This window comes from Janthinobacterium sp. PSPC3-1 (genome assembly GCF_049896105.1).
Taxonomy (GTDB): Bacteria; Pseudomonadota; Gammaproteobacteria; order Burkholderiales; family Burkholderiaceae_D; genus Janthinobacterium.
Genome location: NZ_JAFCTQ010000029.1, coordinates 21,079 through 46,345 on the forward strand (window position 1 = coordinate 21,079; position 25,267 = coordinate 46,345).

25 protein-coding genes, 2 tRNA genes and 1 riboswitch are annotated in these 25,267 nt (G+C 63.0%); of the genes, 15 read left to right on the forward strand and 12 right to left on the reverse strand.

Annotated features, from left to right (window positions below; translation table 11 throughout):
- The first annotated feature begins 10 nt into the window (after positions 1-10).
- The gene (locus ACP7B7_RS23735) at positions 11-1,654 is read left to right on the forward strand and encodes a hypothetical protein (protein WP_426078343.1); all 1,644 of its coding nucleotides are present in this window, start codon (positions 11-13) and stop codon (positions 1,652-1,654) included.
- Positions 1,655-1,752: 98 nt separating this feature from the next.
- Here ACP7B7_RS23735 and ACP7B7_RS23740 read toward each other — a convergent pair.
- From ACP7B7_RS23740 to ybgC, 9 genes are all read right to left on the reverse strand, one after another.
- A tRNA-Lys gene (locus ACP7B7_RS23740) sits at positions 1,753-1,828 on the reverse strand.
- Between the two features lie 88 nt (positions 1,829-1,916).
- Positions 1,917-1,992 (reverse strand) — tRNA-Lys (locus ACP7B7_RS23745).
- A 78-nt stretch (positions 1,993-2,070) separates the two neighbouring features.
- On the reverse strand, positions 2,071-2,829 hold the full coding sequence (gene ybgF, locus ACP7B7_RS23750) for a tol-pal system protein YbgF (RefSeq protein ID WP_308922378.1): 759 nt from the start codon (positions 2,827-2,829) through the stop codon (positions 2,071-2,073).
- Positions 2,830-2,968: 139 nt separating this feature from the next.
- On the reverse strand, positions 2,969-3,493 hold the full coding sequence (gene pal / locus ACP7B7_RS23755) for a peptidoglycan-associated lipoprotein Pal (RefSeq protein ID WP_308922377.1): 525 nt from the start codon (positions 3,491-3,493) through the stop codon (positions 2,969-2,971).
- A 46-nt stretch (positions 3,494-3,539) separates the two neighbouring features.
- Positions 3,540-4,805 (reverse strand): Tol-Pal system beta propeller repeat protein TolB, encoded by a 1,266-nt coding sequence (gene tolB / locus ACP7B7_RS23760; protein ID WP_426078369.1) that lies wholly within the window; start codon positions 4,803-4,805, stop codon positions 3,540-3,542.
- 12 nt (positions 4,806-4,817) lie between these two features.
- Entirely contained in the window at positions 4,818-5,858 is a 1,041-nt protein-coding gene (tolA, locus tag ACP7B7_RS23765; protein WP_426078344.1) for a cell envelope integrity protein TolA, read from the reverse strand.
- 42 nt (positions 5,859-5,900) lie between these two features.
- Entirely contained in the window at positions 5,901-6,341 is a 441-nt protein-coding gene (locus ACP7B7_RS23770) for an ExbD/TolR family protein (protein WP_308922374.1), read from the reverse strand.
- A gap of 15 nt (positions 6,342-6,356) precedes the next feature.
- On the reverse strand, positions 6,357-7,046 hold the full coding sequence (gene tolQ / locus ACP7B7_RS23775) for a protein TolQ (protein WP_308922373.1): 690 nt from the start codon (positions 7,044-7,046) through the stop codon (positions 6,357-6,359).
- Between the two features lie 44 nt (positions 7,047-7,090).
- Positions 7,091-7,492 carry a tol-pal system-associated acyl-CoA thioesterase gene (gene ybgC, locus ACP7B7_RS23780; RefSeq protein WP_426078345.1) on the reverse strand — a complete coding sequence of 134 codons (402 nt, stop codon included), beginning with the start codon at positions 7,490-7,492 and terminating at the stop codon, positions 7,091-7,093.
- 328 nt (positions 7,493-7,820) lie between these two features.
- A riboswitch (ZMP/ZTP riboswitch) is annotated at positions 7,821-7,943 on the forward strand.
- A gap of 111 nt (positions 7,944-8,054) precedes the next feature.
- On the opposite strand from ybgC, the gene glyA reads away from it, so the two are divergent.
- From glyA to ACP7B7_RS23830, 10 genes are all read left to right on the forward strand, one after another.
- On the forward strand, positions 8,055-9,302 hold the full coding sequence (gene glyA, locus ACP7B7_RS23785; protein ID WP_308922371.1) for a serine hydroxymethyltransferase: 1,248 nt from the start codon (positions 8,055-8,057) through the stop codon (positions 9,300-9,302).
- 129 nt (positions 9,303-9,431) lie between these two features.
- On the forward strand, positions 9,432-9,893 hold the full coding sequence (gene nrdR / locus ACP7B7_RS23790; RefSeq protein WP_308922370.1) for a transcriptional regulator NrdR: 462 nt from the start codon (positions 9,432-9,434) through the stop codon (positions 9,891-9,893).
- Positions 9,894-10,083: 190 nt separating this feature from the next.
- Positions 10,084-10,650 carry a type IV pilus modification protein PilV gene (gene pilV, locus ACP7B7_RS23795; protein WP_426078346.1) on the forward strand — a complete coding sequence of 189 codons (567 nt, stop codon included), beginning with the start codon at positions 10,084-10,086 and terminating at the stop codon, positions 10,648-10,650.
- Positions 10,647-11,627 carry a PilW family protein gene (locus tag ACP7B7_RS23800; protein ID WP_426078347.1) on the forward strand — a complete coding sequence of 327 codons (981 nt, stop codon included), beginning with the start codon at positions 10,647-10,649 and terminating at the stop codon, positions 11,625-11,627. The genes pilV and ACP7B7_RS23800 overlap by 4 nt, the downstream gene beginning before the upstream one ends.
- Entirely contained in the window at positions 11,614-12,246 is a 633-nt protein-coding gene (locus ACP7B7_RS23805; protein WP_426078348.1) for a pilus assembly PilX family protein, read from the forward strand. Before ACP7B7_RS23800 ends, ACP7B7_RS23805 begins: the two co-directional genes overlap by 14 nt.
- Positions 12,243-15,929: a pilus assembly protein gene (locus tag ACP7B7_RS23810; protein WP_426078349.1), complete on the forward strand. Its 3,687-nt coding sequence runs from the start codon at positions 12,243-12,245 to the stop codon at positions 15,927-15,929. Before ACP7B7_RS23805 ends, ACP7B7_RS23810 begins: the two co-directional genes overlap by 4 nt.
- Before the next feature lie 27 nt (positions 15,930-15,956).
- Positions 15,957-16,439: a type IV pilin protein gene (locus tag ACP7B7_RS23815; RefSeq protein ID WP_308922365.1), complete on the forward strand. Its 483-nt coding sequence runs from the start codon at positions 15,957-15,959 to the stop codon at positions 16,437-16,439.
- Positions 16,440-16,450: 11 nt separating this feature from the next.
- Positions 16,451-17,017, forward strand: coding sequence for a GspH/FimT family pseudopilin (locus ACP7B7_RS23820; protein ID WP_308922364.1), 567 nt, complete (start codon positions 16,451-16,453; stop codon positions 17,015-17,017).
- A gap of 78 nt (positions 17,018-17,095) precedes the next feature.
- Positions 17,096-18,169, forward strand: a complete 1,074-nt coding sequence (ribD, locus tag ACP7B7_RS23825; protein WP_308922363.1) for a bifunctional diaminohydroxyphosphoribosylaminopyrimidine deaminase/5-amino-6-(5-phosphoribosylamino)uracil reductase RibD — start codon at positions 17,096-17,098, stop codon at positions 18,167-18,169.
- Between the two features lie 20 nt (positions 18,170-18,189).
- A complete protein-coding gene (locus tag ACP7B7_RS23830) occupies positions 18,190-18,816 on the forward strand; it encodes a riboflavin synthase (RefSeq protein ID WP_426078350.1) in 627 nt (208 codons plus the stop codon).
- 8 nt (positions 18,817-18,824) lie between these two features.
- Here ACP7B7_RS23830 and ACP7B7_RS23835 read toward each other — a convergent pair whose 3' ends face one another.
- On the reverse strand, positions 18,825-19,865 hold the full coding sequence (locus ACP7B7_RS23835) for a nucleotidyl transferase AbiEii/AbiGii toxin family protein (RefSeq protein ID WP_426078351.1): 1,041 nt from the start codon (positions 19,863-19,865) through the stop codon (positions 18,825-18,827).
- Positions 19,858-20,454, reverse strand: coding sequence for a DUF6088 family protein (locus tag ACP7B7_RS23840; protein ID WP_308922360.1), 597 nt, complete (start codon positions 20,452-20,454; stop codon positions 19,858-19,860). The genes ACP7B7_RS23835 and ACP7B7_RS23840 overlap by 8 nt, the downstream gene beginning before the upstream one ends.
- Before the next feature lie 129 nt (positions 20,455-20,583).
- On the opposite strand from ACP7B7_RS23840, the gene ACP7B7_RS23845 reads away from it, so the two are divergent.
- On the forward strand, positions 20,584-22,323 hold the full coding sequence (locus ACP7B7_RS23845) for a hypothetical protein (protein WP_426078352.1): 1,740 nt from the start codon (positions 20,584-20,586) through the stop codon (positions 22,321-22,323).
- On the opposite strand, the gene ACP7B7_RS23850 is transcribed toward ACP7B7_RS23845, so the two are convergent.
- Positions 22,307-22,732: an OsmC family protein gene (locus tag ACP7B7_RS23850; protein WP_312438292.1), complete on the reverse strand. Its 426-nt coding sequence runs from the start codon at positions 22,730-22,732 to the stop codon at positions 22,307-22,309. The genes ACP7B7_RS23845 and ACP7B7_RS23850 overlap by 17 nt on opposite strands.
- Positions 22,733-23,010: 278 nt before the next feature.
- On the opposite strand from ACP7B7_RS23850, the gene ribBA reads away from it, so the two are divergent.
- The 3 genes from ribBA to nusB all read left to right on the forward strand — a co-directional run bounded on the left by ribBA (position 23,011) and on the right by nusB (position 25,244).
- On the forward strand, positions 23,011-24,132 hold the full coding sequence (gene ribBA, locus ACP7B7_RS23855; protein ID WP_308922357.1) for a bifunctional 3,4-dihydroxy-2-butanone-4-phosphate synthase/GTP cyclohydrolase II: 1,122 nt from the start codon (positions 23,011-23,013) through the stop codon (positions 24,130-24,132).
- Positions 24,133-24,204: 72 nt separating this feature from the next.
- Positions 24,205-24,687, forward strand: a complete 483-nt coding sequence (gene ribH, locus ACP7B7_RS23860; RefSeq protein WP_094445951.1) for a 6,7-dimethyl-8-ribityllumazine synthase — start codon at positions 24,205-24,207, stop codon at positions 24,685-24,687.
- 89 nt (positions 24,688-24,776) lie between these two features.
- Positions 24,777-25,244, forward strand: coding sequence for a transcription antitermination factor NusB (nusB, locus tag ACP7B7_RS23865; RefSeq protein ID WP_308922356.1), 468 nt, complete (start codon positions 24,777-24,779; stop codon positions 25,242-25,244).
- Positions 25,245-25,267: the final 23 nt, after the last annotated feature.

A 25,267-nucleotide genomic window follows, 5' to 3' on the forward strand; every position in this document is an offset into this window, starting at 1 on the left:
CCAGTTCAATATGTCCGTTTTCTACAAAAATATCGCCATGCGAGGCCGGGTGGCCCAGCGCGGCCCGGCACGCATCGTCGGCCTGGTGTTGTCCGTCCTGCTGCTGCTGGTGCTCGGCTATTTCCAGGCGCCGACCCTGGGCTTCGACTTTGCCGGCATCTACGTCGTTGTCCTGATCGCAGCCTTGCCGGCGGTCGTCCTGATGGGCCGCAAGAGTATCGCCGCGCTATGGCTGTTCCTGGCCGTGCTGTTCGGCGCGGTCGTGTTCCTGACCAGCGCGCCGATCCTGCATGCGAACGCCTATTACAAGATGCTGGGCACGGAAACGCCGGCCAATTTCCACGACGCCTTGCCGCCGATCGATATCGAGCAGGCGCCGCTGGTGTCGCAGGACATGGCCTTGCAGGCCATGCAAAAGCGCCTGTCGGAAATCGCCTCGCTCGGATCGCAAGTCGCGGTCGGCACGCCGGTGAAACAACTGGTGAAAGACAAGCTGGTGTGGGTGGCCTTCCTCGAACACAGCGGCTTCTTCAAATGGTTTGCGGATGGCGCCACGCCGGGCTACCTGGTGGTGTCGGCGCATGACCCGGCGGATGTGAAGCTGGTGATGGAGCTCGATGGCAAGCCCTTGAAGCTACGCTATCTGCAGTCGGCCTATTTCGGCGACTACGTCGAGCGGCACGCCTATTTGTCGGGCAATACCACCGTCGGCCTGACCGACTTCGAACCGGAAATCGATGACAACGGCGTGCCGTATTACGTCGGCACGGTGTACGAGCACAAGGTGGGCTTTTCAGGCAGCGAGTCGAGCGGCATCATCACCGTCAATGCCGTGAGCGGCGAGGTCAAGCGCTACAAGATGGGCGCGGAACCGGCCTGGGTGGACCGCATCCAGGCAGAGGAATTCATCCTCGAGCAGATGCAGGACCGCGGCGAATACGTGCACGGCTATATCAACCTGAACAACGAAGGACGCCTGCGCGTCGATGGCGTGCTGGACCTGGTGTACGGTTCGGACCAGCGCCCGTACTGGGTCGGCGGCATGACCTCGAAAGGCAAGAACAACGGCCTGTCCGGCTTTTACTTTGTCGACTCGCGCACCAAGGTGGTCCGCTGGTTCAAGGTGCCGTCCGTGTCGCAGGACACCGCCGCCCACGCCGTGGAAAACGTCAACCCCGAAAAACACTACAAGGCCACCAATCCGCTGCCCTTCCTGGTCAATGGCGCGCCGACCTATGTGATGGCGCTGCGCGACGTGCAGGGCGTCTCGCGCGCCTTCGGCATGGTCGACATGCGCAACAACCAGATCATCGGCGTGGCCGACACCCTGAACGCCACCCTGCGCAGCTACCAGTCCAAACGTTCCAGCAACCGCGTCGCCGCCGACATCGGCACCGAAGCGCGCGAGATGGCGGTCAAGGGCGCGGTAGTGCGCATCGCCGCCGAATTCCGCAACAACCAGACCATGTACTACATCACCCTCAACACAGGCGACAAGACCCTGGGCACGATCTTTACCGGCAGTTCTGATTTATCGGAAGAACTGGTGCTGACCAGGCCCGGCGACAAGGTCGAGCTGAGCTACTCGGACAGCAATACGCGGGTGGTGGGGATGAGCAAGTTTCACAATACGGATATACCGGGGGTGGAATAAGTTTGTGCGAGCTTTGCCATCGGACGATGGCAAAGCTCATACACGAGCGGAAAACAAAAAAGCCCACGAACGTAAATTCGTGGGCTTTCCTGAGTATTTGGTAGGCCGTGCGGGATTCGAACCTGCGACCAACGGATTAAAAGTCCGCTGCTCTACCAGCTGAGCTAACGACCCAAAAACTTTTTACAACAACTTCGGTAACACTGTGCAGTAAAAAAATGCTTGCGATAAATTCTGCAAGCAGATCAGGACTGCGTATTCGTGGTAGGCCGTGCGGGATTCGAACCTGCGACCAACGGATTAAAAGTCCGCTGCTCTACCAGCTGAGCTAACGACCCGAAGAAGAAAGATTATAGGGGGTGGCCGGGATTCTGTCAAACGCTGCCGGCAACTTTTTCCCCCGATTGCATCTCAACTTACTTCTTGCCGCCGCGTTCCTTGGCGGTCTGGGCGGCGCTGGAGTCGGGGTAGCGCGCGATCAGGGCGTTCAGGGTCTTGGTGGCGTTGGCCTTGTCTTTCAGCTCGGTGTAGCAGCTGGCGATGTTGAGCATGGCGTCGGGCGCTTTCGGGCTGTCGGGGTAGTTCTTCAGCACCACTTGCTGGGCGCTGATGGCGCTCTTGCAGTCGCGCTGGGCGTAATAGGCGTTGCCCAGCCAGTATTGCGCATTGGCCGCGTAGGCCGATTCCGGATAGCGCTTCACGAAGGCGTCGAGCGCGGTGGCGGCGGCCTTGTAGTCGCCCGACTTGAACACGCCGAAGGCGGTGTCGTACGAGGTTTGCTCGGACACGCCGACGGCCGCTTCCTGGCCGTCGATGGTGACCTGGCGCGGCTCGAGCTTGCGCAGGCGGGCGTCGAGGTCGGTATAGAAATCTTTCTGGCGTTTTTGCGTATTGGCCAGTTCATTGCCCAGCACTTCGATCTGGCCGCGCAGGCGGGCGATCTCCTGCATGGTCTGGTCGTGCTGGTTGATCAGGGACAGGGTGCTGGTCTTGTCGGCCTTGGCGTCGAGACGCTCGGTCAGGTCACGTGCCAGTGCATCGACCTTGCTGCGCAGCTCCAGGATGGCCTTGCGGGCTTCGTCGTCGTCGAACAGGGCTGCGTTGGCGTGCAGGGGCAGATAGGCGAATGCGGCCATCAAGGCGGCGGCGAGGCCGGCTTTCGAGAATGTCATCATGGGTCGGGCTTTCAAAAGTTACGCATACATGCAAACAGGGCGCCGGGCGGAATTCCGCGCAGCGCCCCATTATTATGCCTGTGACTGGCGCCAGGCAAGCGACAAGCTTGCCGCGCCTGGCCGGTCAGCTGGCAAACGATCAATAAACGATGTCAGCGCGGCGGTTTTCAGCCCATGCTGCTTCGTTGCTGCCTTGTGCTTTAGGCTTTTCCTTGCCCAGCGATACGGCTTCCATCTGGCCTTCCGACACGCCCAGGGCCGACAGCGACTTGCGCACGGCTTCAGCACGTTTCTGGCCCAGGGCCAGGTTGTACTCTGCGCCGCCGCGTTCATCGGTGTTACCTTGGATCAGGATCTTGCGGGCTGGGGTTTTCACCAGGTAGCCGGCGTGGTTCTGTACCACGGCGGTGTCGGCTTCGCGCACGACGTATTTGTCGAAGTCGAAGTAGACGCTACGGTTGGCCAGCACGCCTTTTGGATCGTCCAGCGGATCGACCGAACCGGTCGTCACTGGCTGAACTTGACGGGTGTCAACTGGTGCCGGGGCGGCTTTTTCAGGAGCGCGCTCGACGACCGGGGTTTCTGCCAGTTTCACTGGGGTGCTGCAAGCGGACAGCAGGGTAGCGGCGGCGGCGATGAATGCCAGGCTTTTGAAGTTACTCATTTTTATATTCTCCGGGTCAATGGTTAAAGGTGCAACTGTACAGCATTTACTTCATGAAAGGACCCCAGGTGGGCTCCTTGATATTGCCAGCTTGCGTAGTCAAACGCTGCTTGACGCGGCCATCCACCGATACCACTGCCAGCGACTTGCGTCGTCCGGATTCGGTCGCGTACATGATATATTTCCCGTTGGGCGAAAAGCTCGGTGATTCGTCGTTGGCGGTGTCCGACAGGCGCAGTTCCTGGCCACTAGCCAGGTCGAGCGCGTAGAGCTGGAAATTGCCGTCGCGACGGGAAATATAAGCAAGTGTCTTCCCGTCGGACGAGATCCGCGGGCTGATGTTGTAGGAGCCGCCAAACGTCACGCGCTTGGCTTCGCCGCCGCTGGTCGACATGCGGTAGATCTGTGGTCCGCCGCTGCGATCGCTGGTGAAGTAAATGCTCTGGCCATCGGCCGAGAATTGCGGCTCGGTATCGATGCCGCTGCTGTTGCTGACGCGGCGCAGGCCGCTGCCATCGGCATTGACGGTGTACACCTGGGTGTGGCCGTCGCGCGACAGGGCCACGGCCAGGCGCGAGCCGTCCGGGCTCCAGCTCGGCGCCGAGTTGCTGCCTTTTTCATTCGAGACGATGGTGCGCTGGCGCGTCACCAGGTTCTGCACGTAGACGATCGGTTTTTTCTTTTCGAACGACACATAGGCCACCTTGGTGCCGTCCGGCGACCACGACGGCGAAATGATCGGCTCGTTCGAGCGCAGCGCGACCTGGATGCCTTCGCCGTCGGCGTCAGCCACTTCCAGGCGGTATTCACGGCCGGTTTGCGTCACGTAGGCGATGCGGGTGGCGAAGGCGCCCTTGGTGCCGGTCAGCTTTTCATAGATGTCGTCGGCGATCTTGTGCGCCAGCAAGCGGTTGAACTGCGGCGCGGCCGCATTGTTCATGCTCGACAGCTGGGCGCTCTTGACCGTGTCATACAGCTTGTAGCGCACGTCCAGGCGGCCATCGGCCAGGGCCTGCACGCTGCCGGCCGCCAGCGCGTCGGCGCCGCGCGACTTCCACTGGTCGTAGCTGACGGGCGCCGTTTCCGACATTTCCGCGCCATCGATAATCTTGAACACGCCGCTGCGCGCCAGGTCGGCCTTGATGATGCCGGACAGCGATTGCGGCGCCGCCGATTCGTTGGCGAAGTTGGCGATGGCGACCGGGATCTGGTTGCTGCCGATACCGGTAATTTCCACGCGCAGCTGGGCCTGGGCGCTTGACGCTCCCAGCAGCAGGCCGGCGCACAGCACCACGTAACTCATTTTTTTCATGATCATCATTGGCTATTCCTTCATCTCGAATATGAGTTCAATTTCGCGTTCCACCGTGCCGTCTTTTTTCTTCGGCAGGGGAGACGATTTTTTAATGGCATTTTCCACCGAGCTGTCATACGCCGGCAGTCCGCTGCTCTTGATCTTTCGGACAGAAATAATTTCCCCAGTTGGCAGTTGCTCGATCTTGAACACGGCGCGCGGGTTGCCCGGCACGTCGGTGCTACCGCTGTACGCGATATTGCCCTTGATCTTGCTCGTCAGGGCAGCGACATAGCCGCTGTCCTTGCGTGGCGCGGTCGCTTTCTCGGCCGTGCCCGTGGTGCCATTGCCTGCTTGCGCCATCATGCGGTTCAGATTGTCAGCACGTGACTTCTCAAGAGCTTTTTTCTCTTCAGCAGCTTTTTTCTCCTTGGCCGCCTTTTCAGACGCCGCCTTTTTATTGGCCGCTTCCTTCTCGGCTTTTTCTTCCGCCGCTTTTTCCGCCTTCTCGGCTTTTTCCTTGTCGGCCTTGTCCTTCTTCGCCTTTTCCAGCTTGTCGGCCTTTTCTTTTTCCAGTTTCTCGGCCTTGTCTTTCTCTTTCTGCTTCTGTTTGTCCAGTTCGCGTTTTTCTTCCTCGCGTTCCTTCGCTTCCTGCTTGCGGCGCTCTTCGGCGGCCGCCTTGTCTTTCTCTTCCTTCAGCTTGGCCTTCTTGCGTTCGAGCGCAATTTCCGCCTCGCGCGGGTCGACCTTGGGCTCGGGCGCGGCCACCGGTGGCGGCGGCGGTGGCCGCGTTTCCACTTCCGGCTCGGGCGGCGGGGTTGGTGTCGGCGCAGGCGTCGGCTCGGGGGCCGTCGTCACTTCCGGCGGCGGCGCGGCATCCTGCACTTTCAGGTCCCACACTTCCGCTTCGACCGCCACCGGTTCCGTATTTTGCCAGTGTACGCCGACCCACAGGAAAAAGAGCAGGCCAAGATGCATCGCCAGCGCCAGGCCCAGCGAGGGCCAGCGGCTGCGTTCGCGCGGCACCCGGTAAGGGACGCCGAGTACATGGTCGGTAGGTTTCGTCTGCAAAGTTCGGTCTTTAAAACGTCAGGTTCGTGGTTGCGCTTGCGCTTACTTGGTGGCCAGGCCGACGCGGTTGATGCCCATCTTTTTCGCTTCCGAAATCAGCTGGATCACATCGTCATACTTGCTTTCCTTGTCGCCGGCGATCAGCACCGGATAATCCGGATTGCTTTCATGCAGGCCGCGCAGATTGCGCAGCAGGGCGTCGCGGTTCGGTTCGGTTTCCGGCGCCAGCTGTTCCTTGCCGATCACGCCGATCGACAGCGAGCCGTTCGGTTTCAGCACGATCTGGATATAGTCATCGGGCGGTTTGGTGGTCTTTTCCGCGTTCGGCAAGTCCACCACGCTGGGGTTGTTGGACGACGGCATCACCATGAAGATGATCAGGAGCACCAGCATCACGTCGATATACGGCACGACGTTGATTTCCGACTTGAACTTGCGGCCGCGGCCGCCCCGCATGCCGCCGCTATTGAATGAGGAACCCATCAGCAGTCCTTCCTGTTAGCGCGACTGGCGCTGCAAGATGTTGGAGAATTCTTCGACGAAGCTTTCGAAACGGATCGCCAGGCGGTCGATATCGTGCGAAAAGCGGTTGTAGGCGACTACCGCAGGGATGGCCGCGAACAGGCCGATGGCGGTGGCGATCAGCGCTTCGGCAATCCCCGGTGCGACGGCCGCCAGGGTGGCTTGCTGCACGTTGGCCAGGCCGCGGAAGGCGTTCATGATGCCCCACACGGTGCCGAGCAGGCCGATGTAGGGCGAGACGGAACCGACCGACGCCAAAAAGGCCAGGTGCGATTCGAGCACGTCCATCTCGCGCTGGAAGGCGGCGCGCATGGCGCGGCGGGCGCCGTCGAGCACGGCGCCGACGTCCAGCGCTTCGCGCGAACCGTACGAGGCCTTGCCCTTGATGAATTCGCCCATGCCGGCGTCGAAGATGCGGGCCAGCGCGCCGCTCTGGTCGCGGTTGCCGCTGGCGCTCTGGTGCAGCGCATGCAGGTTGCCGCCGGCCCAGAAGCTGCGTTCGAATTCGATGGTCTGCTTGCGCGCGGCGCGCACGGCGAACATCTTGCGGAAGATATAGGTCCAGCTGGTCAGGGAGATCAGCAGCAGCAGGGCCATGATCAGTTGCACGATCAGGTGGGCGTTGGTGATGAGCGCGAGGAAAGAAAGATCTTGTGTAACGTTCATTGGCAGGCAGTCTGTGGTGAATTATCCGGGAGTGGCGGGGTGGTTCAGGCGGCGCGCATGCGCTCGGCCACGGCGTCAGGTACGGCGCGCGGGCGCATGCTTGAGTCGACGCAGCCGATCTTGACCTGGGCGGTATTGAGCAGGGTCTCGCCACGCCAGGCTTGCTGCAGGAAAACGATGGAAGCGCGTCCCATTTTGGCTATGCTTAAAGTCAATCTTACCGTGTCATCGAGTTTGGCTGGCGCATGATAGTCGGCGCTGACGCTTTTGACCACGAACAGCGCGTCGTGCTGCTCCAGCAATTCTTGCTGGCCAACGCCGATACCACGCAGCCATTCCGTGCGCGCGCGTTCGAAAAACTTCAGGTAATTGGCGTAGTAGACGATGCCACCGGCGTCGGTGTCTTCATAATAGACCCGGACGTCCCAGTTAAAGACTGAAGGCATGTTCATGGCGCCAGTAGTGAGATTGAGCAACATTTTACGCGATTTTTCTTATCATGACGGAAAGCGCTTGCCGAAAAGCCATGTGAATAGTACTTGACATTGCACCGCAGCATAATCCCAGCTGGCTGAGTACAATGACAAGCCCCGTAACATACGCTTACATGGCCTTGCCAGGTTTAAGCGCAGCTTAAGCAATAGCAACTTTTCCCCGCAGAGTGGCCTGTCATCGGCTGTCGCGGTTTTATGCGCGGCGATTATAGCCGCAGCGCGGCGGCTGCGCTGCTTTCCTTGCTCAATTTGGGTACTTAACTTACAATTTGGCTTCCATTACGTCTCACGTGACTGGCGAAAAGCTGCAATTATCCCCATTTTGGTGCGATCATTGCCGGCGAAAGGTGGACATCCACCGGGAAACGTGAGATTTCATCAGCCGTTCGCCTGGGCAGCCCACCGATGGAATTGCGCGAAGAGGCTGCCTTTCCGTTGTTGTTATTCAGTTAACGCCGGCTCCCCTCATTCGATCCCTGCCAGTACAAAGCACCCACATCTTTGGAGTTTTTACATGTTTGCAAAAGATCACAACCTCGCCAACGTCGATCCTGAACTGTTCGCCGTTATTCAAAAAGAAAACACGCGCCAGCACGACCATATCGAACTGATCGCGTCCGAGAACTACACCTCGCCAGCCGTAATGGAAGCGCAAGGCTCGCAGCTGACCAACAAGTATGCCGAAGGCTATCCAGGCAAGCGCTACTACGGCGGCTGCGAATACGTCGACGTGGCCGAGCAGCTGGCCATCGACCGTGTCAAGCAACTGTTCGGCGCCGAAGCGGCCAACGTACAGCCGAACTCGGGCTCGCAAGCGAACCAGGGCGTGTTTTTCGCCATGCTGAAACCGGGCGACCTGATCATGGGCATGTCGCTGGCCGAAGGCGGCCACCTGACCCACGGCATGCCGCTGAACATGTCCGGCAAATGGTTTGACGTGGTCTCCTACGGCCTGACGGCCGAGGAAGATATCGACTACGAAGCCATGGAACGCCTGGCCCGTGAACGCAAGCCCAAACTGATCATCGCCGGCGCCTCGGCGTTCTCGAAAAAGATCGACTTCGAACGCTTCTCGAAAGTGGCGAAAGAAGTGGGCGCCTACTTCATGGTCGACATGGCCCACTACGCCGGCCTGATCGCCGCCGGCCTGTACCCGAACCCGGTGCCGTTCGCCGACTTCGTCACCTCGACCACGCACAAGTCGCTGCGCGGCCCACGCGGCGGCATCATCCTGATGAAGGCCGAGCACGAAAAAGCCATCAACTCGGCCATCTTCCCCGGCATCCAGGGCGGCCCGCTGATGCACGTGATCGCCGGCAAGGCAGTTGCCTTCAAGGAAGCGCTGAGCCCCGAGTTTGTCGAATACCAGAAGCAGGTCGTGAAGAACGCCGACGCGCTGGCCAAGACGCTGATCTCGCGCGGCCTGCGCATCGTGTCCGGTGGCACCGAATCGCACGTGATGCTGGTCGACCTGCGCGCCAAGAACCTGACGGGCAAGGAAGCCGAAGCCATCCTCGGTTCCGCGCACATCACCTGCAACAAGAACGGCATCCCGAACGACCCGCAAAAACCATTCGTCACCTCGGGCATTCGCCTGGGCAGCCCGGCGATGACGACGCGCGGTTTCAAGGAAGCCGAAGCGGTGCAAGTGGGTAACCTGATCGCCGACGTGCTGGACAACCCGCATGACGCCGCCACCATCGAGCGCGTGAAAGCGGCCGTGAAGGTGCTGGCCGATGCCAATCCGGTCTACGCTGCATAATTATTTGTCCAGTATGTGTCTTCCAGAGTAAGATTCTGGATGACACATTCCAGCCGTGCCCGCGGGCGCCCTGAGTGTATCCGGGCGCCCGCGCTCCATTTGTTGAACTAAAAGGCTGTGCCGCTGCCCATGAAATGTCCATTCTGCCACCATGACGAGACCCAGGTCCTCGATACGCGCGTATCCGAGGAAGGCGACGCCATCCGCCGCCGGCGCCGTTGCGGCAAATGCGACAAGCGTTTTACCACCTATGAACGGATTGAACTGATCATGCCGGCCGTGGTCAAAAAGAACGGCAGCCGGACGGAGTTCGCTGCGGATAAGTTGCGCGGCAGCCTGATGCTGGCCTTGCGCAAGCGCCCCGTCGCGGCCGCCTCGCTGGACATGGCGATCGCCACCATCGAAGAAAAGCTGCTGACCAGCGGCAAGCGCGAAGTCGATTCCGGCTATATCGGCGAACTGGTGATGCAGGAACTCAAGCGCCTTGACAAGATCGCCTATATCCGCTTTGCCTCCGTCTACAAGAATTTCGAAGACCTGGCCGAGTTCCAGGACGCGATCGCCGAAGTGGGCCAGCCGCGCAAAGTTTAAGTGTCAAGTTCAAGCACCACAGTTGTTTTCTTCCAGCAAGCGGCCTGATCAATTCAGTAGCCGCTTTTTTTCTCTATTCCCGCATAGCTTTGCGCTGTCTCATGCCTGACCCCGCCGCCACGCCTATCGTGTAGCAGGGCTGGCTGATCCTGGCCGCACCTCTTCCTTTCCCTGCAAGCGGGAGGCATGCATGCGCCATCTTGTTCATACCCAAGGCACTACCCTGGTTGAAGTGCTGGTCGCGTTGTTGCTGCTGGCCGTGGGCCTGTTGAGCGGCAGCGCGATGCAATTGTCGTCCCTGCGTGCGCGCCATGAATCGGCCCTGCTGTCGACGGCCATGCAACTGGCGGCCAGCATGGCCGAGCGCATGCGCGCCAACAGCGCCCAGCTGCAATTGCCCGATGCCGATAACCCCTATCTGGGCCTCGACTACCAGGCGGGGCCAATTGATGAGCCTGGCGGCGCGCCGGCCTGTCTCGGCGACACCGCCTGCAGCGCCGCGCAGCTGGCGCAATTCGATATCGCCGAATGGAAACAGCAACTGCGCAAGGACTTGCCGGGCGCGCGCTTGCGCATCTGCCGCGATGCATTGGCCTGGGACGCGGCCGCGCAGGGCTTGCAATGGAGCTGCAGCGGCGGCAGCGGTGCGCCGGTCGTCATCAAGCTGGGCTGGCGCGGCCGGCAGGCCAGGGACCGTGCCGCGCAGGAGCCTGCCATGCCGAAAATCGCCATGCAACTGGCGGCGGGGGCGCCATGAGGTACCACGCGCCGCGCCAGGTCGGCATGACCCTGGTCGAATTGCTGGTGGCGCTGGGCCTGGGCGCCATGCTGATGCTGGCCTCGAGCGCGGTGCTGCTGTCAAGCAGCCGCAGCTATATGGATCAGGTGGAATCGGCGCGCCTGGCCGACAATGGCCGCTATGCCTTTGACGCCATCGCGCGGGCGCTGCGCCAGACGGCGTGGGTGAACTGGGACGCCAGCGCCGCACCCTTGATGCATGCGGCGCACGACAGCGCCAATATCGCCGGCCTGGACGCGCGCGGCCTGGGCAAGAATACTGACGGCATCGCCGCGCCCCTGGCGGGCAGCGTCAACGGCAGCGACGTGCTGGCCCTGCGTTTTTACGGCACCGGCGAGGGAACAGGCGGCGATGGCGCCGTGCTCAATTGTGCCGGCTTTGGCGTCGGCGCTGCGAGTACCGAGGCCCAGCGCGGCTGGAGCATTTTCTATGTGGCGCAGGACGAAGGCGGCGACGGCGAAGCGGAACTGCGCTGCAAGTATCGCAGTGCCAGCGGTAGTGGCTGGGGCGCCGACGCGCTGATCCGTGGCGTCGACAGTTTCCAGGTGCTGTACGGCCTCGATACCGATACGCCGCCCGATGGCGTGGCCAACCAGTATGTGAACGCGAGCAGCCTCGACGCACGCGACGCGGCGCTGGTGCTGGTGGGCGCCAGCGAAGCCGAGCGCGAGCGTGATTTCCAGCGCCGCACGCACTGGAAGCGTGTCGCCAGCGTGCGCGTGGCCCTGCTGCTGCACGGTGCTGGTACTGCGGGCAATGCGGGCGACGATGCCGGCCCGGCGCAATTCGACCTGTTCGGCCCGGCGTATGCGGACGCGCATGGCGCGCAAGACCCCGGCGTACGCATCGTGCCGGCCGGCTTGCCGCCCGCCCAGCGCGGCCGTTTGCGCCAGCTGGTGCAAGCGACCATCATGCTGCGCAATGGCCCCGCCTGAATACTTTTGGGCGCGTCAGCGCGGCGCGACCCTGGTGTTCGCGCTATGCCTGCTGGTGGCCATCTTGCTGCTGGGCGTGTCTGCCGCGCAGATGGCCTTGCACGGAGAAAAGGCGGCGCGCGGCGAGCGCGACCGGCATATCGCTTTCCAGGCCGCCGAGGAGGCATTGATGGATGCACAGCACGATATCGAAGGCTTGCCCGGGCTGCCTGGCCGCAGCGCGCTGTTTGCACCAAGCAGCGCGGCCGGCTTTGCGTCCGCTTGCAAGGGCGAACCAGGCTTGTGCCTGCCGGCCGCCAGCGGCACGCCGCCCGTCTGGCTCAGCACCGACCTGGGCGTGGCGGACTCCGGCACGGTGGCCTACGGCCAGTTCACGGGCGCGGCGATGCAGACGGGGCAGGGCTTCCTGCCATTCAAAAAGCCGCGCTACATGATCGAATTGCTGCCGTTTCACCCGCCCGGCGAAGAGGCCGGCGCGCCCGCTGGCGCACCGGTCGGCCTGCCGTCCGGCGCCGGCTATCTGTACCGCGTCACCGCCATCGGCTTTGGCGCGCAGGAGGATACGCAGGTGGTGCTGCAAACTTATTACAGGAAGCAGGCGCCGGGGGAAACGCCATGATGGCGCGTTGGCTGCTTGTTCTGCTGCTGTGGCTGGTGGCCGGTGCTCAGGTATTTGCCGCATCGCCGCTGGTCGATTTGTCGCGCGCGGACACGGGGCTCCATGGCGCGAGGGTGCCGCCCAACCTGCTGCTCAATCTCTCCTTGTCCCACGCTTCAGCCGGCGCCGCTTATGCTGGTGATTACGATCCCGGCTACGCCTATGCCGGCTATTTCGATGCGCGCATGTGCTACGGCTATCCCTACCGCAGCAGCGATGGCGTCACTGTGCCGGACTGGCGCTTGTCCACCGCCTACTTTTCCGTCAGCAAGGCGGCCGATGCGCGGCATGGCTGCGGTGGCGACAGCTTCAGCGGCAATTTTTTAAACTGGGCCGGCGCCAGCCTGCTCGATATCGTGCGCTACGCCTTGACGGGCGGCGACCGTGTGATAGATGAAGTGCGCAAGACGGTGTTACAGCGTGCCTATTTGCCGGACGGCCAGTTTGGCATCGACTTTTACGCCCATCCTGATCATTTTCCCCGCAAGATCTTGCGCGCAGGCGTGCGCGAGGCCACGCCGTTTACGGTCGGGCAACTGGCGATCGTCTCGTGCCGCAACAAGCTGCTGTTCGGCGACGGTGCCCAGCCACTTGACGGCAGTTGCGATGCGCCTGGCAAGGCCGGTGCGCTTGGCGCTTTCCTGGCGCGGGTGCAGGTATGCGACGGTACCGAAGGCTTGTCGCGCCCCGACCTGTGCCTGGCTTACGGTAAAAATGTCAAGCCGGCGGGCGCGCTGCAGCGCCATGGTGGCCGCCTGCGTGTTGGCGTTTTCGGCCATGCGAGCGGGGAGGCGGCGTATGGCGGCGTGCTGCAGGCGCCGCTGTCTTATGCTGGCGCGCAACGCTGGGCGGCGCCCGATTTCCTGCCGCAAGACAATCCCGATACCGAGTGGCATCCGGTGACGGGCGTGTATGCGGGCGCCAACGCAGTGATCGCCCATATCAACACGCAGGGACGCAGTGACGACGCGCACCTCGGTGCGTACGCGGCGGCCGCGCCGCAAGCCGAATTGCTGTACGAATCGCTGCGCTATCTGCAGGGTCGACAGGCCAGCGCAGCGGCCGGGGCGACATCGTGGAGCGATCCGCAACAGGCCAGTTGCCAGCGGCAGGTGGTGATCACCTTGGGCGATGCGGGGGGCGTCCTGGACCGCTATGTGCCCGGCCATATTCCAGCGGCAAACGCAAGTGAGCGTGCGCGTGGCGTGGATGCCTATGTCACGCCGCCGCTGGATGTAATGGCCTGGACGCGGGCCGTCGGGGCGCTGGAAAGCGATGGCGCTGGCGGCAATCCCCAGCCGCTGCCGGGCCTGGCGGCGCTCGACCGGCTCGATCATGGCGTACACGGTGGCAGCTTTTATGCGGCCGGCCTGGCCTACTGGTCGCATCGCCACGCGCTGCGGCTGGGAGGCGGGCCGGTCGACCATTATGCGGGCGAGCTGCTGGCCATGGCAGCCAGGGGCGAGGGTTACATTTCTCCGTCGCCGCTGCTGCTGGCAGCCAAGTATGGCGGCTTTGTCGACGAGAATGGCGATGGCAATCCGTTTCGCGCCATGGCGGGCGACTTTTACGCCGAATGGAGCGTGGATGGCCGCTGGCCCAGCCACTATCTGCCTGGCGGCGATCCGCAGGCCCTGATCGCGCTGTTGCGCGCCGCCTTTGTCCAGGCGGGCCGCGCCACGGTGGCTGCCACCATTGCAGGGCCGTCACTGATGGCGCTGGCCAGCGGCGCGGAACAGGCCTACTGGTTTCAGTCGCAGATCAACCTGGCCGATGGCGCCATGCGCGTGTCGCGCGACGCTTTCCACCTGGGCGCTGACGGCGGCGTGGTGGCCGGCAAGCCGGTATGGCAGATCGGTGGCTCGGTGCCGAATCGCCCTGTCCATACGCTCGATGCGCGGGGCGGCTTGACGCCGCTGGCCTGGGATCGCCTTGATACGGAACAGCGGCGCATGTTTGATCCGCGCGGCGACGGCCTGGGACCAGCGCGGCTCGACTATCTGCTGGGCGAGCGCACGCACGAGGTGGGCCGGCCCGGCGGCTTTTTACGGCGACGTGCGGGCGCCCTGGCGGCTGCGCCGCACGGCAATCTGGTCCATGTCGGCACGCCAGCGCTGGGCTTGCCTGGCTTGGATTATTTGCAGCACCGCCAGCGCGGCCAGCAGCGGCGCAAGATGCTCTACCTGGGCACCGGTGACGGCCTGCTGCATGGCGTGGACGCCAACGACGGCAGCGAATTGTTTGCGTATTTGCCGCAAGCCTTGCTGGCCAGGGCGGCGCTGGCCGGCGGCACCGGTGACGAAGGCGGCCCCTTGCTCGATGGCGCGGCGGCCAGTGCGGAGGTGCTGGTGGCGGGCCGCTGGAAAACCGTGCTGGCGTCAAGCATGGGCGCCGGCGCGCAAGGCCTGTTTGCGCTCGACATCACTGACCCGGCGCGCTTTGCGCAGGAGGGCGCGCTATGGGAATTTGGCGACCGCGACGATGCCATCATCGGCAACTTGCGCGCGCCACCGGGCTTTGCGCGGCTGAACGTGGGCGGCAAGCAGGGCAAGCCGGTGTATCGCGACATGGTGGTGGTGTCCAGCGGCTATAACAACACGCAGGACGATGGCAAGGATACGTCCGCCGCCAGCCCGGCGGCCGCCATCTTCCTGCTGGCGCTGGACAAGCCGGCCGGCGCGCCGTGGCTGCTGGGCAGCAATTACCACCGGCTGAAAGTACCCGTGCGCGATGAAGAAGGCGCAGTGGGAGCCTATGCTCTGGCGCCGCCGGCCTTGGTGGCGGGCAATGACGGCGCGCTGAGCTATCTGTATGCCGGCGACTTGCAAGGCAATATCTGGCGCATCGACATGGGCACCGGGCCGCCGTGGAAAGATGAAACAGGGCGCAAGCTGGTGTTTGTCGCACGCGATGCGCAGGGCCGGCGCCAGGCCGTGACGCAACAATTGAAGGTGGCGTATGCGCCGGGGGGCGGCTATCTGCTGCTGTTCGGCACCGGCAAGTTGGTGGAATCGCTGGATACGTGGCCGGCCGCCTTGCTGCCGCAATCGTTCTACGCCGTGCATGACGACCTGAACGAGCAAACGCCGACGCGCGGCCGCGACGATCTCGCCATGCGCAAGGTAGGCGTGGTGGCGGACACAGGCAGCCTTGCCATCGATGGCGAACCCTTGCACTACACGGGCGGTGGCGCCAGGCATGGCTGGCACCTGGATTTTGTTGGCACGGAAAAAAACGGTGAGCGCAGCGTGCACGCCGCCGTGCTGGCGGCAGGCAAGGTGGTGTTCAATACCGTGCTGCCGGGCCGCGATCCTTGCAGCAGGCCGGCAACGCGCCTGTATGTGCTCGATGTGCTGAGCGGTTTTGCGGCCGATGCCGTCGGCACGGTGCAGGCGGGCGAGGAAACCGGCAAGCTGCTGGACGGCCTGGCGCGCGCGCCGCCGCAATTGCTGGAAGTGGGCAGCCAGGTGGGTGTGGCGGGCGCCACCGGACGTGCCGAAGGACGCAAGCAGTTTGCCGTGGTGCAGCCCGGCATGGTCGGCGCGGCCGCCGTCAAGGTGGCCAGCGGACCGCTGCCGGCCAAACGCCTGGGCTGGCGCGAGGTGGCGAACTGGAGAGAACTGCATGAGGCGGCGAAAAAATAGCCGCGCCAAGGGAAGGAAAGCTTAGCCATGTCCGTGAGCATATCGATGCGCCGCCGCGCGTTCGGCTTCAGCCTGATCGAACTGATGGCTGTCATGGTCATTGTGGCCCTGCTGCTGGCGCTGGCCTTGCCCGTCTACCACGGCCAGGTCGTGCGCGCGAAACGGGTACAGGGGCAGGCCGCCCTGTTGAAGCTGATGCAGCAGCAGGAGCGGTATTACTCGCAAAACAACCGCTATCTGGCGTTCTCGGCGGCGTCGGAAGGCGCGCAGGGCAAGCAGTTCCAATGGTGGTCCGGCGAGGAGGCGGAAGAGGGCGCCGTGCGCAGCGCGTATGAAATCGACGCCACAGCGTGCCCGGAGGCGACGCTGGCGCAATGCGTGCTGCTGCGCGCCAGGCCGGGCACGGCCCGGGTCGACCGGCATTTCACGGACGCCGATTGCGGCACCCTGACCCTCAGCAGCACCGGCGAGCGTGGCAGCAGTGGCCCTGCCGCGCGGTGCTGGCCGTGAGGGCGCGCGCCATGGCCGCTCAAAGCCTGCATGAGCAGCGTGGTCATACCCTGCTCGAAATGCTGGCCGTGCTGGCGATCACCATTCTGCTGGCGGCAGCCGCCTTGCCCAGCTTGCAAGACATGCTGGCGCGCCAGCGCTTGCTGGCGGCGTCGAACGACTTGTTTTCAGCGATCGAACTGACGCGCGCGCTGGCGATGGCGCGTGGCCGGCGCGTGCTGCTGATGCCGGCCGGCAGCGGTGGTCTCGACTGGCGCCTGGGCTGGCTGGTCTTTGTCGACAGCAATGGCAATCTGGCCTACGATGCGGGCGATGAATTGTTGTTCCGCCAGGGACCGCTGGCGGGCGGCATCGAGGTGCGCTTCGGCTTTACCTCGGGCGCGAAGCCCTTGTATATCGCCTACAATGGCGCAGGGCGCAGCTGCAGCGCGACCAATGCCCTGGCGGCGCGCTGGGGTACGCTGTCCTTGATTTTGGGAAATCAAGCACGACATATTAAAATCAATATGCTGGGCCGCGTGCGTGTGTGTGATCCGCAGCGCGATACGGTCAATTGCAGTGGCGTTGGCGAAGGCTGACGTTTGCCGCATCCTGATTTCCCGTCAACCATGATCGAATTGTAGAAGCCTGTGGAAATACTCAATGATGTAGACGGCATGCGCCTGGCACTGGCATGGGCGCAGAAGGGGCTGTATACCACCTCGCCCAATCCCCGCATCGGCTGCGTGATCGTCGCCGGCGGCCAGGTGATCGGCGCCGGCGTGACCCAGGCGGCCGGCCAGAACCATGCGGAAGTGCAGGCGCTGGCCGATGCCGCCGCGCGCGGCAATGACGTGCGCGGCGCCACCGCGTATGTCACTTTGGAACCGTGCAACCACCACGGCCGCACGCCACCGTGCTCCGATGCGCTGGTGCGCGCCGGCCTGGGCCGCGTGGTGGCGGCCATGACCGACCCGAACCCGCTGGTGGCGGGCCAGGGCCTGGCCAAGCTGGCGGCGGCCGGCATCGAGGTCGCCACTGATCTGTTGGCCGGCGAAGCGCGTGAAATGAATATCGGCTTTTTCTCGCGCATGGAGCGCGGCAAACCATGGGTGCGCATGAAGTCTGCCGCCAGCCTGGACGGCATGACGGCCTTGCACAATGGCCGCAGCCAGTGGATCACGGGGCAGGCGGCGCGCGACGACGGCCACGCCTGGCGCGCGCGCGCCTGCGCCATCCTGACCGGCATCGGCACGGTGAAGACGGACGACCCGCAACTGAATGTGCGCGCGGTCGACACGCCGCGCCAGCCGCGCCGCATCGTCGTCGACAGCCGGCTCGAGATCAGCCTGGACGCACGCATCCTGCAAGGCGGCGGGACCTGGATCGTGGCGGCCGTGGCCAACCCTGAAAAGGAAGCGCAACTGCGCGCGCTGGGCGCCGAAGTGATACTGCTGCCGAACAGCGCAGGCAAGGTCGACCTGCCGGCGCTGATGCTGGAACTGGGCCGGCGGCAGATCAATGAGCTGCATGTCGAGGCCGGCTCCAAGCTGAACGGCTCGCTGATACGCGAAGGCTGCGTCGACGAATTGCTGCTGTACCTGGCGCCCGCCCTGATCGGCGACGCGCAAGGCATGTTCGGCCTGCCGGCCCTACTGGACCTCGATCATCAATATCGCTTGCGCTTCCATGAAATTCAACAAGTGGGCGACGATCTGCGTATCCTCGCCCGTTTCAATAACGTTAATTAATACTTACTGACAGGTCCATCATGTTTACAGGAATTGTTGCCGCCATCGGCAAAATCGACACCGTGCAGCCACTCGAAGGCGGCCTCGACGCAGGCGTACGCCTGTCCATCCACGCGGGCGGCCTACCGCTGGCCGACGTGGCGCTGGGCGACTCGATCGCCATCAACGGCGCCTGCATGACGGTGGTGGAAAAATCCGACACGGACTTTGTGGTCGACGTCTCGCGCGAAAGCCTCAATTGCACCGTGGGCCTGGACACCACTACCGAAGTCAACCTGGAAAAAGCGCTGACCCTGGCCGAGCGCCTCGGCGGCCACCTGGTCTCGGGCCACGTCGACGGCCTGGGCGTGGTGCGCAAGTTCGAAGCCGTGGGCGAATCGTGGGAGCTGGTGATCGAAGCCCGGCAGGACCTGGCGAAATACCTGGCCTTCAAGGGCTCCGTCGTCGTCAATGGCGTTTCGTTGACGGTCAACCGGGTGGAAGACTTGGGCGCGGGCGCCGTCGACGGCTGCCGTTTCTCGATCAACCTGATTCCGCACACCATCGCCATGACGACCCTGAAACACCTGGCGGTGGGCGCCAAGGTCAACCTGGAAATCGACCTGATCGCGCGCTATGTCGAGCGCATGCTGTCGCTATCCAAATAACGATTTCGTTAAAGGAGGGGTGCTGCTTGGCGCCCCGGCCGCTGCAGGTTGGCCTTGTCCTGAATGGCCTGGCAGCGCGCCATCAGCAGGTCAAAAGACTCCGCATCATCCAGGAACAGGCCATCGTCGACCATGTGCTGGTAGTCCGCAGCCAATATGGCCAGTGCGTCCGCAGCGGGTACCAGTTGCAGGTTTCCTGAAACGGCGGCCAGGTAATCGATCACCTCGCCCTGCGCTGTCCTCTCGGCGAAGAAAATGCTCTTGTGCTCGGCCACCGCCTGGCCGAGCGCGTTGTCAGCGATTGCATTGTCCACATGCCCGGCGGTGTCAAGCCGTGCCACGTCGTGCCAATGCCGGGCGAAACGCTCGCCACCACGGAAGGATCCTTGCGCGCAAAAGACATGGATGGCGGTTGCTTTTTCCCAGAAAGTCCGTTCGGCACGCATTACTTGCGGCACAGCTTCAGGGAACGCCAGCATGGGCAAGTAGGCAGCCGCATCGCAGGTGACGGGCCGTGGCTCACTCGGTTCCCCCGTGGAACGGGCGCCAAATTCCAGCATCACGGCCGGCGCGACATACCCGGTGCCGGCGGACAATGGGATATAGTCAATAAAAACCTTGTCGGCGTCAGCTCGGGCGGTTGCCGGTAGCGACTGCCTTGTCAGTTCCAGTGTGAGGCGGGGGACGATTTCGCCGGCCACCCATCCTGCCAGGCGTGCACGGATTTCCTTGCTCCATTTCTTTTCCTGGCTTTTGCTGGCCGGTAAAGGCGATTCAGCCGTTCCGATCAGATCTGCGGCGATGGCCCTGATGTCATAGGTCAAGTCGACGTCTTCCGAGAATCGCTGAATGACGCCGTATGCCTTCGACAGGGAAGTGCCACCCTTGAATACCAGGTGCGCTGCGTGCGGACCAGAGAACAGATGCTGCAATGCCCAGACGACCCAGATATCTTTTTCCAGCAGGTGTGGCTGGCGGCCGGACGCACTGGCTGCAGTATTGAGTGCCTCCAGGCGTTCGGCCGGCGGCAGCGTAAAAAATTCAGCCATGGACAAGCAGGCTGCTCAGCTCACGTGCCATCCAGCCAGGAACGCGCGCGCGTATCGATGCGACTTCCGCCAGTTCGGATGACTGCAGTGTGGGACGCAGCTTGCGTAATGCCGTACCGGCTTTCGTCGGTCCAAGCCAGGCCAGTGCACGCACCACCTCGCCTGCCGGACGCCCGGCAAGGGCCAGTTGCCAGACGGGAGCGTGTCGAAACTCAACCGTCTGCGCACCGAGACGCAGGCGCCGGTTGGGGCCGGACGTCAGGTAGATCGATTTTATCGGCACTTGGGTCGTCAGGCCGAGGGCATTGGCGGCGGCGGCGCCATGCTGCACGATCGTCTCACCGCGCAACATCGCGATTCCTTCCGCTACTTTGCTGCTCGACGGCGCGCGCGTGCCGAAACGGCTGGTGACTGGCAAGACGTAAATGCCGCGCGAGGCCCTCAGCAAAAGCCCGCGCTTGACCAGGCGGGACAGTGCCTGGTCAATGGCAGCCCTGCCGCCCAAATGCAGCAACTCCTTCGCCACCAAAGGGGTACCCTCCGATAAGCTGGTCGCATGTTTCAATATTTTATTGGCAATGGTTTGCATGGCGGAAGCTCCTGTCAAGTCAGAAGTGTGATCCTGTTTCTGACACTTGTCAATCAATAGCGGCCCTCAACCGTGTGTTCCTTTTCCAGCAAGCGCGCATAATGGTGCTTTGTGCTGCGAAGGAATGCCATGGATCCCGTCTCGTCCGCGACGCTGGCCAATGTGGTGCCAGCCTCTACCCGCGTCGGCACCGCCGCTGCGGTCACGCCGGCCTCGGCCGCCATCCTGGCCAATGCGGCGCTCGTCAACCCGCTTGTGTCGTCGACCCAGGTCGATATCTCGCCGCTCGGGCAATATTTGTCCGGCGTCGCCATGTCGCGCCGGCAATTGCTTGCTTTGCAGGGGATCGATGATGAGGCGGCCCGTGCGGCGAACCCGGCGGTGGTGGCCGACGACGCCTTGGTGGCGCTGGCCCAGCAATTGAGCGACTCGTTTGCCCAGCTGCGCGCCAGCGGCATCGATGCGGGCCAACTGGCCATGACGGCCGGCTCGCAGGACGACCTGGCGCAGCGCTTTGCCTTGCTGAGCGGCCAGGTCACCCCGGGCGCTTCCGAAGCGCTGGCGCAAAATACCGATGCTTTGACGCAAGCCGACCTGGCGCGCATCGGCATCGACCTGCAAAACAATCGTCCTGTCGACGTGGCTGCCCTGCAGGCGGCCTTTGACAGCGACCGCGCTGGTACATTGAGCGTCTTGCAGCAGGGAAGCGACGTGCTGGCCGAAGTGGGCGCCGCGCTGAGCCTGCAGCAGGGCGTGCCTGCCATCGCGCAGGCGGTGGACGACTTGAACGCGCCGTTGCCACAAACCCAGGCCGAGCAAGTGCAGCAAGCCCAACAAAGCGTGGCACAGACGCCCTTGGCGTTCCCCTTGCAAGAGGAGGTGGCAGGCCAGGACCCGCTGGCCATCCAGCCGCAAGCCGTGCCGGCCGATATCAATATCACCGACTTGAACGCCACCACCGTGGCGCAAGCCGCGCAGCCGGAGCCGGCTGTGCAGTCCGAGCAGGCCGAGCAAGCGCAAGCACTGGCCCAGCAGCAAGAAATCGTCCAACAGCAGCAACTCGCCCAACGCCAGCTGGAAGTACAGCAGCAGCTGGAAACGGAAGACCTGACCCAGGGGCTGCAGGAACTGCGCCAGCAACAGCAGTTGCAGCAAAATGCCACCTTGCAAGCGGCCCAGGCCAGCCAGGCGCAGCTGGACCAGGCGGGCACCTTGCAGGCGGCCCAGCAATTACAGCAGACTCAGCTGGCTCAACAGGCACAGCGCGGCAACCCGGCAGTGCAGGCCCAGCAGCTTGATGGCGAGCAGGATCGTTTGCAAACCGAGCGGGTCCAGCGCGAAGACCTGGAAACGCAGCGGGTGGCGCAGGAAAATACCCTGCGGCAGCAGGATGCGGCGCGGGTGGAAGACGAGCGCGTGGACGAGGCGCAGACCGAGCAGACGCTCCAGGCGCAATTGCAGCAGCAGGTGCAGCAGGCGGCCGACGACGCGGCGAAGGCGCAACTGGCCGCCAGCGAAGCGCAGCGGGTGGCCCAGGCGGCGACCGAGCGCGCGCAAACCGTGGCGCGCGAGGCGCAGGTGCAGCTGGACGCAGGCCTGGTCACCACGGCGCAAGCCCAGCAGGCGCAGCAAAATGCGCAAGCCCAGCAGCAGGCCGCGCAGAACGCCGCGCAGGCCGTGCAACAGCCTTCCTCGCAAGACCCGGCGGTGGCGGCCGCGATTGCCGCCTATAACATTAACAACGCCGCCCTGAATCCGGGCCTGATGGGGCGGCCAATCACCGCCGCCGAGTCGCAGCGGCCCTTGGTGGCGCCCGTGACGCAGGCTGCGCCCGTGACGCCGGTCAAAAATATCAAGCCAGGAGTGTAGCGTCCAAGGTGATTTGCGCGTTCAGCAGTTTCGACACGGGGCAGCCGGCCTTGGCCTTGGCGGTCAGTTCCTCGAATTTCGCCTGGTCGGCGCCCGGGATCTTGGCCTTGAGCACCAGGTGCACGGCGGTAATGGCAAAGCCGTCATCCTGCTTGTCCAGAGTGACTTCGGCGGTGGTGTCCATCTGCTCGGCCGTCAGGCCCGCTTCGCCGAGGATCAGCGACAGCGCCATGGTGAAGCAGCCCGCGTGGGCGGCGCCGATCAGCTCTTCCGGATTGGTGCCGGGCTTGCCTTCGAAGCGGCTGGCAAAGCCGTAGGGATACGCTTGCAGCGCGCCGCTTTTGGTGCTGATGGCGCCCTTGCCATCCTTGATGCCGCCAGACCAGACGGCCGAACCGGTTGTTTTCATGGTAACTCCTGTGAGTGTGCGGAAAATGGGATGCGCGGGCGGTGCCTGCGCGGTCACGTTACAACGGCCCGGTCGCGGGCCGCCATCGATCTTATGTGATTTGCAAGCCGGGTGTCGCCTGCCATGTGACCGGGTGTTGTGCGGGCGCAGATGGCCGCCGCTTGTTCTTATTTCAGGTCTGAAACACGTAAATCCTTTAAAATAGCAGGCTCCAAGAAAATTCCCGGAAAATCGTGGAATGTTCGCTCTCGATGTTTCAGTTTACCAAGAGGATGAAGATGTCTATTTCCAGCACCGAAGAGATCGTCGCTGAATTGCGCGCCGGCCGCATGGTGATACTGGTCGATGAAGAAGACCGGGAAAATGAAGGCGATCTGGTGCTTGCCGCCGATTTTGTAACGCCTGAAGCAATCAATTTCATGATCACCCATGCCCGTGGCCTGGTGTGCCTGACCTTGACTGAAGAGCGTTGCGACGAGCTGAACCTGTCGATGATGACCTCGCGCAACGGCACCGCCTATGGCACCAATTTCACGGTGTCGATCGAAGCGGCCGAAGGCGTGACCACCGGTATTTCCGCCGCCGACCGCGCCAGGACCATCCAGGTGGCCGTGAACAAGGGCACGCAGCCGACCGATATCGTCCAGCCTGGCCATATCTTCCCGCTGAAAGCGCAAAAGGGCGGCGTGCTGATGCGCGCAGGCCATACCGAAGCCGGTTGCGACCTGACGGCCATGGCCGGCCTGACGCCCGCGTCGGTGATCTGCGAAATCATGAAGGATGACGGCACCATGGCGCGCCTGCCGGACCTGCTGGTGTTTGCCGAGCAGCATGGCCTGAAGATCGGCACGATTGCCGATTTGATCCATTACCGCAGCCAGACCGAATCGCTGGTCGAGCGCGTTGCCGAGCGTACCTTGCGCACCGCCCACGGCGAGTTCCGCATGATCGCCTTCCGCGACAAGCCCAGCGCGTCGGCCCACTTGGCGCTGGTGCATGGCGACCTGGCCGCCGGCCTGGAAACGCTGGTGCGCGTGCACCAGCCGGTGTCGCTGCTGGACGTGCTGGAAAGCGAAGCGACCACCCACTCCTGGACCGTGGCAGCCTCGATGGCCGCCATCAAGCAGTCCGAGCGGGGCGTGATGGTATTGCTGAACTGTGGCGAAACGTCAGGCGAGCTGTTTGCCCAGTTCGCCGCGCTCGACACGCCGCAAGCCAAGCCGAAAGGCCGTGCCGCCAGCATGGATCTGCGCAGCTACGGCATCGGTGCGCAAATCCTGCGCGACCTGGGCGTGAGCAAGATGCAATTGCTGGCCAGCCCGCGCAAGATGCCGTCGATGGTCGGTTTCGACCTGGAGGTAACGGGTTTTCAGTGCCACCCTGGCCAGAGCAGCACCTGATTGAACTGATTGAAGCATCCGGCGGCCTGGCGCAATCGCGCCGCCGCCGGCCAACTGATAAAGAGGCACAAGATGACTGTAGGAACTTATGAAACCAATTTTGCCGGCGAAGGTTTGCGCGTCGGTATCGTCCAGGCACGATTCAATGAAATCGTCGGTGGTGGCTTGCTGTCGGCATGCCTGGAAGAGTTGAGCAAGCTGGGCGTGGCCGATGAAGATATCCTGCACGTGACCGTGCCGGGCGCCCTGGAAATTCCACTGATTCTGCAGAAGATGGCGGAAACCGAGCAATTCGACGCCCTGATCGCACTGGGCGCCGTGATACGCGGTGAAACCTATCACTTCGAGCTGGTATCGAACGAATCGGGCGCAGGCATCACGCGCATCGGTCTCGATTACGGCATCCCGATCGCCAACGCCGTGTTGACGACCGAAAACGACGAGCAGGCCGAAGTACGCATGCTGGTCAAGGGTGCGGAAGCGGCACGCGTGGCAGTGGAAATGGCCAATCTGGCGCAAGCGCTGGAAGAGTTGCAAGACACAGACGAAGATTAAATCGTGCTTGCGCCGCGGCGGCATTGTCAGGATGCCCTGCGGTATACGTCACTATTTGCAGTAAGAAGTATTTAGAACAGGTAACAATCATGACTGAGAAAAATTTGCTCGCCAATCCCAGCAAAAACCGCACGCCGCGTCACCGCGCGCGCGAGTTTGCCTTGCAGGGGCTGTACCAGTGGCTGCTGAACAATGAAGATGCGACCACCGTCGTGAACAATATTCGCGCGGCGCACGGCTTCGACAAAGCGGACGGCGATCATTTCACGGTGCTGCTGTACGGCGCCATCAAGGATTCGCAAGCGCTGCGCGAAAGCATGGCGCCGCTGATCGACCGCAATATCGCCGAACTGTCGCCGATCGAACACGGCATCCTGCTGATCGGCGCATTCGAACTGAAAAACAACGTGGAGATTCCTTACCGCGTCGTCATCAATGAAGCGGTGGAGCTGGCCAAGTCGTTTGGCGGCATCGACGGCCACAAGTATGTCAATGGCGTGCTGGACAAACTGGCAGCGAAGTTCCGCGAGGACGAAGTCGCCAGCAAGCGCAAGTAATCCGCGCACACTATATATATAGT

Excerpts from the sequence above, each read along its gene's own strand:
- ACP7B7_RS23850 (WP_312438292.1), bottom strand. The coding sequence starts at position 22,732 with ATGAAAACAACCGGTTCGGCCGTCTGGTCTGGCGGCATCAAGGATGGC.
- ribD (WP_308922363.1), top strand. The coding sequence starts at position 17,096 with ATGCGCCTGGCACTGGCATGGGCGCAGAAGGGGCTGTATACCACCTCG.
- ribBA (WP_308922357.1), top strand. The coding sequence starts at position 23,011 with ATGTCTATTTCCAGCACCGAAGAGATCGTCGCTGAATTGCGCGCCGGC.
- ribH (WP_094445951.1), top strand. The coding sequence starts at position 24,205 with ATGACTGTAGGAACTTATGAAACCAATTTTGCCGGCGAAGGTTTGCGC.
- ACP7B7_RS23820 (WP_308922364.1), top strand. The coding sequence starts at position 16,451 with ATGGCCGCTCAAAGCCTGCATGAGCAGCGTGGTCATACCCTGCTCGAA.
- tolB (WP_426078369.1), bottom strand. The coding sequence starts at position 4,805 with ATGAAAAAAATGAGTTACGTGGTGCTGTGCGCCGGCCTGCTGCTGGGA.
- ACP7B7_RS23805 (WP_426078348.1), top strand. The coding sequence starts at position 11,614 with ATGGCCCCGCCTGAATACTTTTGGGCGCGTCAGCGCGGCGCGACCCTG.
- nusB (WP_308922356.1), top strand. The coding sequence starts at position 24,777 with ATGACTGAGAAAAATTTGCTCGCCAATCCCAGCAAAAACCGCACGCCG.
- pal (WP_308922377.1), bottom strand. The coding sequence starts at position 3,493 with ATGAGTAACTTCAAAAGCCTGGCATTCATCGCCGCCGCCGCTACCCTG.
- ACP7B7_RS23815 (WP_308922365.1), top strand. The coding sequence starts at position 15,957 with ATGTCCGTGAGCATATCGATGCGCCGCCGCGCGTTCGGCTTCAGCCTG.
- ACP7B7_RS23810 (WP_426078349.1), top strand. The coding sequence starts at position 12,243 with ATGATGGCGCGTTGGCTGCTTGTTCTGCTGCTGTGGCTGGTGGCCGGT.
- ybgF (WP_308922378.1), bottom strand. The coding sequence starts at position 2,829 with ATGATGACATTCTCGAAAGCCGGCCTCGCCGCCGCCTTGATGGCCGCA.
- ACP7B7_RS23800 (WP_426078347.1), top strand. The coding sequence starts at position 10,647 with ATGAGGTACCACGCGCCGCGCCAGGTCGGCATGACCCTGGTCGAATTG.
- ACP7B7_RS23835 (WP_426078351.1), bottom strand. The coding sequence starts at position 19,865 with ATGGCTGAATTTTTTACGCTGCCGCCGGCCGAACGCCTGGAGGCACTC.
- ACP7B7_RS23830 (WP_426078350.1), top strand. The coding sequence starts at position 18,190 with ATGTTTACAGGAATTGTTGCCGCCATCGGCAAAATCGACACCGTGCAG.
- nrdR (WP_308922370.1), top strand. The coding sequence starts at position 9,432 with ATGAAATGTCCATTCTGCCACCATGACGAGACCCAGGTCCTCGATACG.
- ACP7B7_RS23845 (WP_426078352.1), top strand. The coding sequence starts at position 20,584 with ATGGATCCCGTCTCGTCCGCGACGCTGGCCAATGTGGTGCCAGCCTCT.
- tolQ (WP_308922373.1), bottom strand. The coding sequence starts at position 7,046 with ATGAACGTTACACAAGATCTTTCTTTCCTCGCGCTCATCACCAACGCC.
- glyA (WP_308922371.1), top strand. The coding sequence starts at position 8,055 with ATGTTTGCAAAAGATCACAACCTCGCCAACGTCGATCCTGAACTGTTC.
- ACP7B7_RS23770 (WP_308922374.1), bottom strand. The coding sequence starts at position 6,341 with ATGGGTTCCTCATTCAATAGCGGCGGCATGCGGGGCGGCCGCGGCCGC.
- ACP7B7_RS23840 (WP_308922360.1), bottom strand. The coding sequence starts at position 20,454 with ATGCAAACCATTGCCAATAAAATATTGAAACATGCGACCAGCTTATCG.
- ACP7B7_RS23735 (WP_426078343.1), top strand. The coding sequence starts at position 11 with ATGTCCGTTTTCTACAAAAATATCGCCATGCGAGGCCGGGTGGCCCAG.
- ybgC (WP_426078345.1), bottom strand. The coding sequence starts at position 7,492 with ATGCCTTCAGTCTTTAACTGGGACGTCCGGGTCTATTATGAAGACACC.
- pilV (WP_426078346.1), top strand. The coding sequence starts at position 10,084 with ATGCGCCATCTTGTTCATACCCAAGGCACTACCCTGGTTGAAGTGCTG.